The sequence below is a fragment of the Bacillus sp. z33 genome, assembly GCF_058313615.1.
On record NZ_JBZFQN010000003.1, the window covers coordinates 449,825 to 464,688 of the forward strand.

A 14,864-nucleotide genomic window follows, 5' to 3' on the forward strand; every position below is an offset into this window, starting at 1 on the left:
ACGTTTATGACTGTTTTGAAGTCGCTTAATTGTATAGCATTAAAGATAAATAATAGGTTAGAGGTGAAGATAATGTCGAAGGAGAAAAATATAGCCTTAAGAAAACAAATTGCTCCCTATGAAAAGGCAAACACCAAATCAAGTATAAAACAACTTCTAAATACCTTTCTGCCGTTTCTGATTTTTTGGTTTGCAGCCTATCAAAGCTTGGAGATATCATATTGGTTAACATTGTTTTTTGCGGTACTTACAGCCGGGTTTGTCATTAGATTATTTATTATCTTCCATGATTGCTGCCATCAATCCTTTTTTAAAAATAGGAAATGGAATGATATATGGGGGACAATAACTGGAATTATCACTATGTTTCCATATGAACAGTGGAAAAGAAGCCACTCTATTCATCATGCGACGAGCAGTAATTTAAATAAGCGGGGAACCGGAGATATTTGGATTATGACGGTTGAAGAATACAAAGAGGCATCGTTTAAAGAAAAATTAATCTATCGCTTGTACAGAAATCCAATTGTTATGTTCGGATTTGGTCCAATCTATTTATTCTTAATTACCAATCGATTTAATCGTAAGGGTGCTAGAAAGAAAGAACGCATCAATATGTATATTACTAATCTATCGATCGTCGTCATTTATGCATCGATGTGCTTGCTCATCGGATGGAAGGAATTTTTATTGATCCAATTGCCAATCCTGTTTATTGCCGGGGCTTTAGGAATCTGGTTGTTTTATGTACAGCATCAATTTGAAGATTCGTATTTTGAAGAGGAAGAGGACTGGGATTATGTAAAAGCGGCAATTGACGGAAGTTCCTATTATAAACTTCCTAAAGTACTTCAATGGGTAACGGGGAATATAGGTTTTCATCATGTCCACCATTTAAGTCCAAGAGTGCCAAATTATCATCTTGAAACAGTCCATAATGAGACTGCTCCTTTACAGGAGGCTACGACCATTACAATCTCCACAAGTTTAAAAGCTATCCGTTTTCGATTATGGGACGAAAAGGGGAAGGGATTTGTGAGTTTTAAAGATTTAAATGCACGTTCTGGCAAAGTGAAGCCATAATTAAGGTACATCAAAAAATACAGTAGATCTACTGTATTTTTTGTTTTTATTGGTATATGCTGGAGTAAATTATTGGAGGGAGGAAAGAGCAAATGAAAGCTCTGTATCAGTTATTTCCAACAAACATAGGGCTGAATCTCTATATTTGGCTTGTATTTTGTATTCTTCCTTTCTATTTTATTTTTAATACAAAATCATTGTTTATGATTGTTATAGGTCTCCTTCTTATACTGCTATTTTTTGTGAGTAATCGCGTTTCAGCTATTTCAAAAGGTGGCTATGTTTATTTTTGGGTGGGCCTCCAAATGGCAATATGTATCGCCATGTCTTTAATTTTCAACTTTGTTTATTTTTCACTCTTTCTGGCTTATTTTATTGGGAATATTGAAAATAAAGTAGGATTTTTTATTTTATATGGCATTCATGTTAGTGGTACAATTTTGACGGTTAATTGGGGTTTCATTACTCAGAATCCGCTGTTTTTTTCGCAGTTTCCCTTTATTTTAATAAGTGTAATCGGCGTTATTGTACTTCCGTGGAGTTCCTATAGTATTCATAAAAGAGAAAGGCTGGAGGCTCAGCTGAAAGATGCCCACCAACAAATATCAGATTTGATTAAGCTTCAGGAACGGCAGCGTATCGCCAGAGACTTACATGATATTCTTGGGCAGAAACTTTCCTTAATCGGCTTGAAGAGTGACTTGGCCGGCAAACTGATACAAATAAATCCTGAACAAGCTAAGCAGGAACTGCATGATATTCAAGTCACTGCGAGAGTGGCATTAAAAGAAGTACGTGAAATAGTGGCTGATATGAGAGGCACCAAATTGGAAGAAGAGTTAATCCGGGTCAAGCAGATATTGAAGGCTGCTCAAATGGAGTTTTATGTTGAAGGAGAGAAAAGTTTCCATAAGATTCCGCTGCTTGTCGAAAATGTTATAGGAATGTGTTTAAAGGAAGCTATCACCAATATCGTGAAGCATAGCAGTGCCACTGTATGCAGATTGTATATTAAAAAAACGGCAACTGAAGTAACGATGATCATTCAGGATAATGGAGTAGGGATTGTCGAAAAAGAAATGAATAAGGGAAATGGCTTAAAGGGAATGAGAGAGCGGCTTGAATTTGTAAATGGGAGTCTTGATATTCAAGCTGAATCAGGGACGGAACTAACTTTTAGAATTCCCTTGATAGAACAGCCTGTTCACCAGGAGGTAATGGCATGATTAAAATCGTAATAGCTGAAGATCAAAGAATGCTGCTCGGTGCATTGGGCGCACTATTAGATTTAGAAGCAGATATGAAGGTGGTCGGTAAAGCGAAAAATGGAGACGAAGCCCTCTGCATGATTAAGCAGCATCGTCCTGACATTTGCGTGATGGATATTGAAATGCCTGGTAAAAGTGGATTAGATGTCGCAGAAGAATTAAAAGAAACAGGATGTAAAGTGATTATTTTAACTACCTTTGCGCGAGCAGGTTATTTTGAGAGAGCGCGGAAAGCTGATGTGCGCGGTTATTTATTAAAGGATAGCCCGAGTGAAGAACTGGCTAATTCTATTCGTATTATCATGGATGGACGGCGTATCTATGCACCTGAACTTGTTGACATAATCTACGAGGAGGAAAACCCTCTGACGGAGCGCGAACAACAAGTTTTGGGATTAATTGCGGATGGAAAAAACACAAAGGAAATTGCCAAACAATTATATATAACGACAGGAACAGTCCGTAATTATATATCTGTTATTCTCGATAAATTAGACGTCAGTAATCGTATAGAAGCCATCTCTCGATTTAAAGAAAAGGGTTGGTTTAAGTAATTTTGAATATTTTTTTAAAATATAATTGATAATGTTATAATTTGACAGTAAAATTTAAAATATGTGATGAATGAAAGGTAGAATAGGATTGGACAATTTAGTTACCTTGTCGCTCTATTTTACTTTTTAATTTATTTTCACTAGACCCTCATTATACCCACACTTTAATCACTTCAGAGTAAGAGACTTCCCGGTACGACAAGCTGCACCCGAACGAAACAGATTTCTAGCTTCAATGAAATGAAAATTCCCTCAACTTACAAGAAATACACAAATATGTATTCCATGATAATAAAACAATATTATATATAGATTCTAACAAAATATTAAAAGGGACAGTATGTATAATTACCCCTAAAAATGGAAAGTTTGGATTAATTTGATTGACGGACTAACTTTATATACATATAATTCTAAATAACCCGTATAATTTCTGAAAATAAAAAATATTGAGATGAGCATCGGCAAGGGGGAAGAATGTTGATTGTTTTTGATCAGGTAAATAAGTATTTTGGAGATTTTCATGTTTTGAAAGATATAAATCTTCAAGTTGAAAAGGGAGAAGTAGTAGTAGTAATTGGTCCCTCAGGGTCTGGTAAAAGTACGATGCTTAGATGTATTAATCGACTGGAGAGTATTAATAGCGGTACCTTAAAAGTGAATGATATTTCGGTCAATGATAAGAAGACAGATATCAATAAAATCCGTCGTGAAATTGGAATGGTTTTTCAGCATTTTTATTTGTATCCGCATAAAACCGTCCTTCAAAATATCACATTGGCTCCTATGAAGGTTTTAGGTAAATCTGAAGAGGAAGCCGTTAAAACTGCAAAAATCTATCTTGAAAAAGTAGGTATTCCGGATAAGGCGAACGCATATCCAGCTCAGCTTTCCGGTGGACAGCAACAACGTGTAGCCATTGCGAGAGGATTGGCGATGAATCCGGAAATTATGCTCTTTGATGAACCAACCTCTGCTCTCGATCCTGAGATGATTGGCGAAGTATTGGATGTTATGAAGGCATTGGCGAAGGAAGGCATGACGATGGTTGTCGTTACACATGAAATGGGCTTTGCGAAAGAGGTAGCCAATCGGATTGTCTTTATGGATGAAGGGAAAATTTTAGAAGAATCTACACCGGCTGAATTTTTTACGAACCCGGAAGAAGAAAGGGCTCGTACGTTTTTAAGCCGTATATTAAATCATTAATAAGGGGGAAAAAGAATGTCATTAAAAAAGTTTTGGAAGGTATCCATCATTTCCATCATAGCTGTATTCATGTTGGCAGCTTGCGGGAAAGATGACGAAACAACAGGAGGATCCTCAGAAAAGGGTCTGGATAAAATCAAGGATAAGGATAAAATCATCTTTGGCGTGAAAAATGATACTCGTCTGTTTGGATTAAAGAATACAAGCACTGGCAAAGTAGAAGGCTTTGATATTGATATAGCCAAAGCACTGGCTAAAGAGGTTCTTGGAGATGAAAATAAAGTCGAATTTAAGGAAGTAACCTCTAAAACTCGGGTGCCGCTTCTTCAAAATGGAAAGATTGACGCTGTTGTTGCCACAATGACAATTACAGAGGAACGTAAAAAAGAAGTGGACTTTACAGATGTGTATTTTGAAGCAGGGCAATCCTTACTTGTTAAAAAGGGAAGTAAAATCAAAAGTGTCGATGATTTAAAAGCAGGTACAAAAGTTCTTGCGGTGAAAGGTTCTACGTCTGCTGTTAATATCGCTGAAAAAGCACCAGATACAGAAGTTCTTCAATATGAAAACTACGCTGAAGCCTTTTCTGCTCTTAAATCAGGACAAGGTGATGCTCTAACTACGGATGATTCTATCCTGTATGGAATGGTTGATGAAGACCCTTCCTATGAATTGGTTGGTGGACAATTTACAGAAGAGCCATATGGAATTGCAGTTAAAAAGGGCAATGAAGAATTAGTGGATGAATTAAATAAAGCACTTAAAACGATTAAAGAGAACGGAACATATGATGAGATTTTTAACAAATGGATTAAAAAATAAATAATTTCTCCAATCAGGATGGGCAGAAAGCTCATCCTGATTGATTAAGAGGAGTGAAATAATTGCTGGATTTTTCGATACTCGCAGATAATATAGATACGTATTTAGACGGTTTTTACAAAACGATACAAATTAGTCTATTGGCTCTCGTGGGAAGCTTTTTGATAGGAGCGATTATCGCGGTGATGAGGATTGCTCCATTCAAACCACTGAATTGGATTGGTACAGCCTATGTAGAGTTTGTACGGAATATCCCTTTATTGATTATTGCTTTTATTTTTCACTATGGAGCACAAATGTCAGGCTTTATGGCAGGTTCACTAGCATTAACGATTTATACGGCTGCGTTTATTGCAGAGTCTATTCGAGCAGGGATCTTATCCGTACATAAAGGGCAACTGGAGGCAGCACGTTCTTCGGGTTTATCCTATGGACAGGCTATGAGATTGGTTATCTTGCCCCAGGCTATAAAAATAGTAATTCCTCCATTAGGAAATCAATTTATCAATTTAGTTAAAAATTCATCAATTCTGGCTGTCATTGCCGGAGGTGAATTAATGTATCAGGCTGATTTGATTTCTTCCGATACATTTGTCGTGTTTGATGTCTATATTTTTGTTGCTATATTCTATTTGATTTTAACCATACCACTCAGTTTAGGTGTTGGGTATTTAGAAAAACACCTGGCTAAAAGTTCGTAAGGAGGCGTAATCATGGATTTTGCAGGAGCATATACGCCCGATAATCTTAAATTTTTATTCGATGGTTTTCTTGTTACACTAGAGGTTGCTTTTATTTCAATTATTCTCAGCTTTCTTATAGGAGGGATACTTGGAATCATCCGTTATGCTAAAATACCGGTTTTATCAAATGTTGTCGCGGTTTTGGTGGAAACAATAAGGAATCTGCCATTAATTTTAATTATTTTCTTTGTTTATTTTGGCTTACAGGATCCTAGCAGAAGCTGGTCACTGGATATGAGTGTAACGACCGCTGCCATTCTGGCGTTGACGATTTTTGAATCTTCTATGATATCGGAAATTATCCGAAGCGGTTTAAACTCCATCCCAAAAGGTCAAATAGAGGCAGCCCGTTCATCAGGGTTGAATTATATGCAGACACTCATTCATATTATTTTGCCACAGGCCTTACGCAATATGGTTCCGCCTATTGTCAGTCAGTTTATTTCCTTATTAAAGGATACATCATTGGCGGTTATTATCGCACTGCCTGAACTGACGCATAATGGACAGATTATTTCTGCGCAAAGCACCAATTATATTTATCCTATCCTAATCCTCGTAGCACTTATGTATTTTGTAGTTAATTATGGTTTATCACAGATTGCAAGAAGATTAGAGCTTAAGAGGGCTTAAAAGGAATACGATTGCCGCATCATCCTTGAGGATGATGCTGTTTTTCATTTGTTCATTAGATTTAATCATTGTCATATACTTAAAGAAAACAGTCCTCTTATAGGATTTTAATGATTGTAAAATATACTGTTTTTTAATCAGCTACATTTATAGTATGATAATCATTGGGGTTAATATAGTGACTAATGGTATGGCTAAATATCAGGATCATGTGAAGATGATTTTCCAACCATTTGCAATGATTTTCTATCATGATTCATGTATATAATAAGATACGACAAATAAAAATTCAGAAGGTTGAGAGTATGAATAAACAAAAAACAGTTGAAGAATTGCAACAGATTATTCAGGCAGAACATATTAAACAGGATGAGCCTTTATGTGAATATACATTTACTAAAACAGGTGGGAATGCTGATCTTCTAGTGTTGCCGACAACCTATGAAGAGGTACAAAATACGATTCTATATGCCCGTAAGAATGATATTCCGCTGACCATTTTAGGAAATGGGTCTAATTTAATTATTAGAGATGGCGGAATCAGAGGGATTGTCCTGATTCTAAGTCATTTAGATAAAATTTATATGGAAGACGGAAAAATTATAGCCCAGAGTGGTGCAACCATTATTAATGTATCCAGATTTGCTTTAGAGCATAACTTAACTGGCCTTGAGTTTGCATGCGGAATCCCTGGCTCAGTCGGTGGAGCGGTCTATATGAATGCCGGAGCCTATGGCGGAGAAATTTCACAGGTCATTGAGTCAGCTGTCGTATTAAATGAGAAGGGTGAGCTTCTTACACTGACAAAAGATGAGATGGAGCTTACGTACCGCAGCAGTTTGATAGCTAAACATAATTACATTGTTCTTGAGGCCCGTTTTGCACCGGTTCCGGGAGATGTGGACGTAATTAAAGATAAAATGGATGAGTTAACATTTTTAAGGGAGTCCAAGCAGCCGCTTGAATACCCTTCATGCGGAAGTGTTTTTAAACGACCTCCTGGCTATTTTGCAGGTAAACTTATTCAGGATAGCGATCTGCAAGGTGCTCAAATTGGCGGAGCTCAGGTATCTACAAAACATGCTGGTTTTATCATCAATACTGGCAACGCAACGGCTACTGACTATCTGGCATTAATTAAACATGTGCAGGATACAGTTAAAGCTAATTTTGGTGTCAGCCTGGAAACAGAAGTAAAAATAATTGGTGAAGAAGAATAAATAAAATTCGAATATATTGACTGTCTGGCCCCTCATAAAAGAGGGGCTTTTTTAGTGTCAATGTATAAGAAAAAGGGTATTAAAGAGCATAAAAGTTTAGATTTTCCCTTAATGGGTTATAGTAATAAGTGAGGTAATTAAATTTTGTCTAAATAAAATACATAGAAGGAGTGGTTGTTTGCAGCCAAAAATAAGTATACAAAATGTCATAAAGGTATTTGGTAAATCTCCGCAATCTGCAATGGATCTATTGAAACAGGGTTGTTCAAAAAAAGATATCTTAAAGAGAACGGGATGTACCATTGGTGTTAACAAAGTAAATCTCGATATCTATGAAGGAGAAATATTCGTAGTAATGGGGTTATCGGGGAGTGGGAAATCCACATTAATTCGGATGTTAAATCGTCTTATTGACCCGACATCCGGTGAGATTTTGATTGATAATGAGAATATAGTCAATATGTCACCGGCTGAATTACGTGAAACCAGAAGAAAGAAAATTAGTATGGTGTTTCAGAACTTCGCCCTATTCCCTCATAAAACGATCCTTGAGAATACTGAGTATGGATTGGAAATTCAAAAAATGCCTGAAGAGGAACGAAAACAAAAGGCAATGGAATCACTTGAAGTGGTTGGTCTTAAAGGATATGAAAATCAATATCCATCTCAATTAAGTGGCGGTATGCAGCAGCGTGTCGGGCTTGCGAGGGCTTTAGCCAGCGATACAGATATTGTTCTTATGGATGAGGCGTTTAGTGCCCTCGATCCTCTTATCCGCAAAAGCATGCAAGATGAACTGCTAGAAATCCAGGATAATTACAAAAAAACGATTGTATTTATTACACATGATTTGGATGAAGCTTTAAGAATAGGAGACCGGATTGCCTTGATGCGTGATGGTCAGGTAATTCAAGTGGGAACTCCTGAAGAAATCATGATGAATCCTGCCAATGACTATGTTGAACGTTTTATTGAAGGAATCGATTTATCGCATGTTCTGACTGCATCTACGATTATGACTCGGGCGGAACGTATTACAATCGACAGAGGACCTCGTGTTGCCTTACAAATTATGAAGGACAGGGGATATTCCAGTATATTTATCGTAGACCGCAAACAGACACTGCTTGGGGCATTATCTGCCGATCAGGCAAGAGAAGCTATACTGCAGAAAATCTCTATAGATGAAGTTATGACGAAAGAAGTACCAAAAGTATTAGAAAATACGATTCTATCTGATCTGCTCGACGATATGGCAAATGCACAAATCCCTTTAGCGGTCGTTGATGAGGCTAACAGGTTGAAGGGTGTACTGGTACGTGGTGTTGTCATTGGAGCATTGGCTGGCAACAAAGATATACTCCATGATAAGGAGGAAAGTCAATGAACCTAGAAAAATTACCAATAGCTGCTGGAGTGGATCGTTTTGTTGATTGGGTAACAGAGGTATGCGGACCATTTTTTAATTGGATATCCATTGTCATCCAAACTATTATCGATACTAGTGTGGAGGTACTGGGCTTAGGGCCCTCCATCGTGTTGATTGTCCTGATTACTCTGCTCGTTTTATATACAAATAATTGGGGCATGGCATTATTAACGTTTATAGGATTATTACTGATTGATAATCTGGGATTATGGGATGCGATGATTCAAACATTAGCATTAGTCTTGGCAGCTGTGCTGATTACGATTATTGTCGGAGTCCCGATTGGTATTTGGGCATCACAAAGTAATACTGTGAAGAGAATTGTTATGCCAATTCTCGATTTCATGCAGACGATGCCGGGCTTCGTTTACTTAATTCCTGCCATCCTATTCTTTGGAATTGGAGTCGTTCCTGGAATCGTGGCGTCTTTCATTTTCGCTGTTGCGCCGACGATACGGATGACGAATTTAGGAATCAGAGAGGTTCCGAAAGATTTAATAGAAGCTTCACAAGCCTTTGGTTCCACTACATGGCAAAAAATCACAAAGGTCCAATTGCCATTGGCTGTTTCAACAATTATGGCAGGAATCAACCAAAGTATTATGCTATCTTTATCCATGGTAGTTATGGCATCCCTTGTAGGTGCGCCTGGATTGGGTGCCGAGGTATACCGGGCTGTTTCACAAATAGCAGTTGGAGAAGGTTTTGAAGCTGGACTAGCAATTGTTATCATCGCGATTATTTTAGACAGAGTATCGCAAAATCTCAGAACTCCTGCATATCAAAGAATAATAGCGAAGAAATGGGCATATAGTTTAATGGTTTTAGTTTTTCTTGGAGGATATGCCTATATAGCGATATCTTCATCTGCAGAAACAGGTACGAAAGATGCTGCCTATGCGGGCGATCAAGTAGATTATAAGATTGTAGGCATAGAGCCTGGAGCAGGACTTATGACTGCTACAAAAGAAGTAATGAAGGTGTATGGCCTCGAAGAAGATTGGACATTACAGGAAGGATCATCTGCTGCTATGGGTGCAGAGCTTCAAAAAGCTTATGATACTAAAAATCCAATTATCCTGACAGGTTGGACACCGCACTGGATGTTCCAGACATATGATTTAAAATATCTAGATGATCCTAAGGGTGTCTATGGCCAGGGTGAAAACATCCATACGATCGTTCGAAAAGGCCTCGAAGAAGATCTGCCTGGAGCAGAACAAATTCTAGATCAATTTTACTGGACAGCATCTGATATGGAAGAAGTTATGATGTATGTACAAAAGGGAATGAAACCAAAAGAGGCAGCCTCCAAATGGATTGAAAAATATCCAAACAAGGTAGATCAATGGCTGACAGGTGCAGAGAAGGGCAATGGGCAAGATATTAGTCTGGTCTATGTTGCGTGGGAGTCAGAGATTGCATCAACAAATGTTATTAGTGAAGTATTAAGAATGCATGGTTATAATCCAGAATTAAAACAGGTGGAAATTGGCCCGATGTATTCAGCGATTGCCAACCAAAAGGCAGATGCCATGGTTGCAGCCTGGCTGCCAACTACATCAAAGGCATTCTATGACAAGTATAAGGAAGATTTAATCGATCTGGGTCCAAATCTTAAAGGAACCAAGCTTGGACTCGTTGTTCCCACTTATATGGATATAGATTCAATTGAAGATTTGATAAAAAAAGAGGAAAAGTAATTTTTATAGTCAAAGAGAATTAAATGGATTTTATCAGATAGATGAAATGCAGGCATGAGTACGGTATTTTACTGAACTCATGCTTTTTTTATTTGCCTTTCTATAGACCCATTTTTGTTGATTAACTTGCTTCATCATATACCTATCTTAATAAATAAACTCTATTTGACCTTAAGGCATAGTATATTGATTACTCTATTAATGCTTCATGTATTGATAAACCCTCAGAATCAATTTTTGGCACTGCCAGTTAATCCGCAAATTAAATTAACGAATCAAGGTTTATTTTATATCCTGGAATTTCCATTGGTGGACGATAAGGGCGGTATAAAAGTCTCTTGAATTCGAGGTAAAAGGCGAAAAAAATGTCTTTTACCGTTCCATGATTCGGTTTAATTCAGAACCTAAAATTCGTAAACCTTCCTGGCTTAATATAAGTTTTCCATTGGCGAGGGAAATATTTTGATTGCTCACTTCTCCGGTAATGGCACATGCTTTACCTGGAGTGTACTTTTGTAGGATAATTTTATCTTCATCCGTAAAAATCTCGATAGAGTCTTTTATGTTAATATCCAGAGTTCTTCTTAGTTCAATCGGGAGTACAATCCTTCCGAGTTCGTCCACTTTTCTAACAATCCCTGTAGATTTCATCTTCACACCACTCTTCTTTCCTTTTTATAGAATAATAGTATTATTTTGGTTAATTGTAAATGGATTTGCTCAAATATTAACAAGATTGTAATACAAAGATACTTTGTTAGATATAATGTTATTTATAGGCTGATCATTCGACTTAACTTTGAATAAATTGTCGTACAAATGGACAATTTACAGAAGAAGGAGGTGGATGTTATGGCTAAAATTGGTGTGGAGCAATCTTTATCAGATGTTCAACAAGCTTTACGTGATAAAGGACATAATGTGATTGAATTAAAACAGGAAAATGACACAGAAGGGTGCGATTGCTGTGTTGTATCAGGCCTGGATCATAACGTAATGGGTATGCAGGATACTGTAATGCAAGGTTCAGTCATTAATGCTGACGGTCTTACTGCTGAGGAAGTGTGTCAGGCAGTTGAAAACAAAATTCTGTAAACAAAATAACGGCTGCTCTGAATAAGCAGCCGTTATTTTTATGTTATAGAAGGAAAATTATTTTTATCCATATGATCGTACTGGTGAAATGAGGTGAAGATAAGATGGGTTGTTAACAGGTTCAATCAAAACTGGTCTAAAAGATCCGTCAAAACTTAATTTTATTTCTTTTTCTTTAATAGCTTTTAAGGCATCGAGCAGAAAATCTCCATCAAGAGTAATGCTTAACTCTTTATCACCTTGAACCATATTGATATCCAGGATCTCTACAATTTTCCCCATTTCTGTTGAGTTAGAAGAAATCTTTAGTTGTTTACCATTTCGCATTTCAATAAATATATTGTTATTTTTCCATACACTTGCAAACAGGCGAGCCCGATCAATTCCCTTTAATAGCTTTTCCGTATCCAGTGTGATAACAGTTTTTGATTCGATTGGTATTAGTTTAGATATGCCTGGGAAATTACCTTCAATAAGTCTGGAATATAAAGAGGTAGTTGGTGATTTGAATACGATATAGTTGTCTGTTATGTAAAACTGTATAAAAGCTTCTTCCCTATTCAGTAATTTTGTGAGCTCAGTAAGGCTGGTTCCAGGAACAATAAAAGAAGCTTCAATTCGTGAGTGTATAGGTATTTCCCTTAAAACCAGTCGATGTGAATTAGTCGCAATGCAAGTAAGCTTATTAGCTTTAAAAGACATATTAACGCCAGTTAGGACAGGTCTAGTTTCACTATTGGAAACTGCAAAAGTCATTTGATTGATTATTTCCGTTAAGGTAGAGCTGTTTATCTGTATAAAAGGATCTGCATCAATTGAAGGATAAGTGGGATATTCGCCAGGATTTAATCCATTTAAGTAGACCATGACTTGGCCTGATTGAATATTGGCAGTTTTATTTCCATTTACCTTAATATGAATATCCTCTGATAATTTTTTTACCACTTCACACAAATACTTAGCTGGAAGGACTGCAGAGCCTGGTTCTACTACTTTTAAAACGAACTTTCCGTTCATTTCTAAGGGGATTTTATTTTCTATTATTATATTTGTATTGCTGCCAATCAAAGTTAAACCATCTGGATGGGCTACTATTTTGATCCCACTCAAAATTGGTAATAGTGATTTCGTTGTTACTGCTCTGCTAACATCAGATAATGCCCGATTGAAATACTCTTTATCTATTATAAATTCCATAAGAAATCTCCATGTCCTTAATTATTTTGATATATATTCTATTCTCTATGAAAAATCATATTCCTTCCTTCAGCATGGATAATTTCAGGCAGTCGTACCCTCTTTTAAAAAAGTGCGGGCACTGGATGTCTTCCTGGTGCTCCGCACGATAATTGTTTACTCTATAACATTTCTGATGAATAGCTTCTTATTTTTAAAAATGATGATACTGGCCAAGGCAAGTAACAGGCCAGAAATCAGGAATACAGATCTCACTCCCATTAAATCTGCCATGATTCCCATGAGTAAAGAAGAAATGCCAAAAATACCGGTAGAGACAGATCCTAAAGAAGTATATACCGTTGATAATTCTTTCTTCGCTACACTGGATTGGATGATTGTTTGCTGCGGTATGTTCTTTATTTGTCCAAAAATACCTACGCATAGAGATAGACATAAAGCGATTATGGGAATGCTATTTATGCTAAATAGCACCGTTATAAGGAATGTCGCCAACGAATTTAGTAGAATGACATTCCCTAATCTTTTTTCGATAAAGGAGGAGTGTTTCACACAGTAGATGCTTCCTGCTATTAAACCGAAAAAGTATGCACCGTTAATAAACCCCCACCATTTTTCATCACTATTTAAGACCTCGTTGGCAAATACCAGGACAATCGCCGCGATCCAGACTGTCCCTGCAATCGTCTCAAGAATATCTACCTTTACAATTTGTCTCAATATGGGTGTCGACGATATTGTACTCCAGCCTTTTTGAACTTGTGCTAGCTTCCCTCCTTGTTTGATGGGTTGTTTGCTAGGGACATTTTCCAAAAACGAAAGAAAAATACTGGCTAGGGCAAATAGGCATCCGACAACCCATATCAACTGTTGTGAACTTAAGATTGTCAAGAATAAACTGCCTATGAACCACATGATGCTCTGGATAAATTGGGTGACTGATTCACTGATTCCATTCGCTTTTAGCAGCTGTTCAGCGTTCACATAGTGGGGAATCAGCGTTTGTCTGATTGGATTGGCGCACCCATCAAGCAATGCAATCAACCCGATGAGTAAAAATACCCAATAAAAGTTAGCAACTGTTATTACGATTAACAAGAAACCTAAAAGGACTAGCAGAAAAGTTTTCCCGATTTGTGAACCGGTCATTAACCACTTTAGGCTGATTTTCCCGAATAACAGAGGTGTTAATAGACTGGATATGAACATGCATGTTGTGATCGTAAATGGTACAAAAGACGCTGCGGTTGCTGAGCCGGTTAAAGAAAAAATTAACTTAATTATGCTCACTGTATAAAGAATGTCACCCATATTGGCCAGCGATTGACCAGTAAGTAATAAGCTGAAATTTTTATTCATTTGAATCCCCCATTCTTCCGATTATTATTTTCAATCGAAGGGGGGATTTAAATTGGACTCTTCATGAAATGTATTCCTCACATTCATAAGTAGATAAATCTTGGGGGAATAGATTTATCAAGATTTTATTTTAAGTGGTGAAAAATTATTATTCACCTGGATGAGTAATCAATTTATTTTAATTTTATAGGCAGGGATTAAGAGGATTCCTATCTTGAATCGTACATTTGCCAAATGCTCTCTGTGATATACCTATTCTATAATTCACTCAAAATTCCTTCTATAATACGGACGGAATGTAGAATCAAGTAAAATAGTTGAAAGGAAATGTCGGTAATTAACCTATTCTATCTAAAATAGGCGGATGATTTGAGGCGATGCAAGTAGAATCCAGCGGAAGGCAGGAAGAATTGCCGCTCCAGTAGCGAATCCAGCCGAAAGCAGGAAGAATCCAGCCAAACCAGGAGAAAATCCAGCCGAAAGCAAGTAGAATCCAGCCAATCCGGAAAAATCCAATGGGTGCCTCTTTATGGAACATAAGATTGTCTT

At 37.1% G+C, this 14,864-nt stretch carries 15 protein-coding genes; 11 read left to right on the forward strand and 4 right to left on the reverse strand.

Going from position 1 to position 14,864, the window contains the following annotated elements; translation table 11 throughout:
- Positions 1-72 precede the first annotated feature (72 nt).
- From desA to AC4G3L_RS13970, 10 genes are all read left to right on the forward strand, one after another.
- The gene (gene desA / locus AC4G3L_RS13925; RefSeq protein ID WP_491077578.1) at positions 73-1,083 is read left to right on the forward strand and encodes a Delta(5) desaturase DesA; all 1,011 of its coding nucleotides are present in this window, start codon (positions 73-75) and stop codon (positions 1,081-1,083) included.
- Positions 1,084-1,175: 92 nt separating this feature from the next.
- Positions 1,176-2,309, forward strand: coding sequence for a sensor histidine kinase (locus AC4G3L_RS13930; RefSeq protein ID WP_491077579.1), 1,134 nt, complete (start codon positions 1,176-1,178; stop codon positions 2,307-2,309).
- Complete coding sequence (locus tag AC4G3L_RS13935; RefSeq protein WP_491077580.1) at positions 2,306-2,905, forward strand: response regulator; 600 nt, start codon at positions 2,306-2,308, stop codon at positions 2,903-2,905. Before AC4G3L_RS13930 ends, AC4G3L_RS13935 begins: the two co-directional genes overlap by 4 nt.
- Positions 2,906-3,385: 480 nt before the next feature.
- Positions 3,386-4,114, forward strand: a complete 729-nt coding sequence (locus tag AC4G3L_RS13940; RefSeq protein WP_491077737.1) for an amino acid ABC transporter ATP-binding protein — start codon at positions 3,386-3,388, stop codon at positions 4,112-4,114.
- A gap of 15 nt (positions 4,115-4,129) precedes the next feature.
- Positions 4,130-4,936: a transporter substrate-binding domain-containing protein gene (locus tag AC4G3L_RS13945; protein WP_491077581.1), complete on the forward strand. Its 807-nt coding sequence runs from the start codon at positions 4,130-4,132 to the stop codon at positions 4,934-4,936.
- Between the two features lie 65 nt (positions 4,937-5,001).
- A complete protein-coding gene (locus AC4G3L_RS13950; protein WP_491077738.1) occupies positions 5,002-5,637 on the forward strand; it encodes an amino acid ABC transporter permease in 636 nt (211 codons plus the stop codon).
- Positions 5,638-5,649: 12 nt separating this feature from the next.
- Positions 5,650-6,312: an amino acid ABC transporter permease gene (locus AC4G3L_RS13955; RefSeq protein ID WP_491077582.1), complete on the forward strand. Its 663-nt coding sequence runs from the start codon at positions 5,650-5,652 to the stop codon at positions 6,310-6,312.
- Between the two features lie 305 nt (positions 6,313-6,617).
- Positions 6,618-7,532, forward strand: a complete 915-nt coding sequence (gene murB, locus AC4G3L_RS13960; protein ID WP_491077583.1) for a UDP-N-acetylmuramate dehydrogenase — start codon at positions 6,618-6,620, stop codon at positions 7,530-7,532.
- A 178-nt stretch (positions 7,533-7,710) separates the two neighbouring features.
- Positions 7,711-8,919, forward strand: a complete 1,209-nt coding sequence (locus AC4G3L_RS13965) for a quaternary amine ABC transporter ATP-binding protein (RefSeq protein WP_491077584.1) — start codon at positions 7,711-7,713, stop codon at positions 8,917-8,919.
- Positions 8,916-10,664, forward strand: coding sequence for a glycine betaine ABC transporter substrate-binding protein (locus AC4G3L_RS13970; RefSeq protein ID WP_491077585.1), 1,749 nt, complete (start codon positions 8,916-8,918; stop codon positions 10,662-10,664). Before AC4G3L_RS13965 ends, AC4G3L_RS13970 begins: the two co-directional genes overlap by 4 nt.
- 372 nt (positions 10,665-11,036) lie before the next feature.
- Here AC4G3L_RS13970 and AC4G3L_RS13975 read toward each other — a convergent pair whose 3' ends face one another.
- Positions 11,037-11,315 (reverse strand): AbrB/MazE/SpoVT family DNA-binding domain-containing protein, encoded by a 279-nt coding sequence (locus AC4G3L_RS13975; RefSeq protein ID WP_491077739.1) that lies wholly within the window; start codon positions 11,313-11,315, stop codon positions 11,037-11,039.
- A gap of 201 nt (positions 11,316-11,516) precedes the next feature.
- Here AC4G3L_RS13975 and AC4G3L_RS13980 point away from each other — a divergent pair, with 201 nt between their 5' ends.
- The gene (locus AC4G3L_RS13980; protein WP_491077586.1) at positions 11,517-11,759 is read left to right on the forward strand and encodes a YkuS family protein; all 243 of its coding nucleotides are present in this window, start codon (positions 11,517-11,519) and stop codon (positions 11,757-11,759) included.
- Positions 11,760-11,822: 63 nt separating this feature from the next.
- On the opposite strand, the gene dnaN is transcribed toward AC4G3L_RS13980, so the two are convergent.
- From dnaN to AC4G3L_RS13995, 3 genes are all read right to left on the reverse strand, one after another.
- Positions 11,823-12,956 (reverse strand): DNA polymerase III subunit beta, encoded by a 1,134-nt coding sequence (dnaN, locus tag AC4G3L_RS13985; protein ID WP_491077587.1) that lies wholly within the window; start codon positions 12,954-12,956, stop codon positions 11,823-11,825.
- Positions 12,957-13,112: 156 nt separating this feature from the next.
- Positions 13,113-14,315 (reverse strand): MFS transporter, encoded by a 1,203-nt coding sequence (locus AC4G3L_RS13990; RefSeq protein WP_491077588.1) that lies wholly within the window; start codon positions 14,313-14,315, stop codon positions 13,113-13,115.
- Between the two features lie 351 nt (positions 14,316-14,666).
- Positions 14,667-14,831: a hypothetical protein gene (locus tag AC4G3L_RS13995; RefSeq protein ID WP_491077589.1), complete on the reverse strand. Its 165-nt coding sequence runs from the start codon at positions 14,829-14,831 to the stop codon at positions 14,667-14,669.
- Positions 14,832-14,864 lie beyond the last annotated feature (33 nt).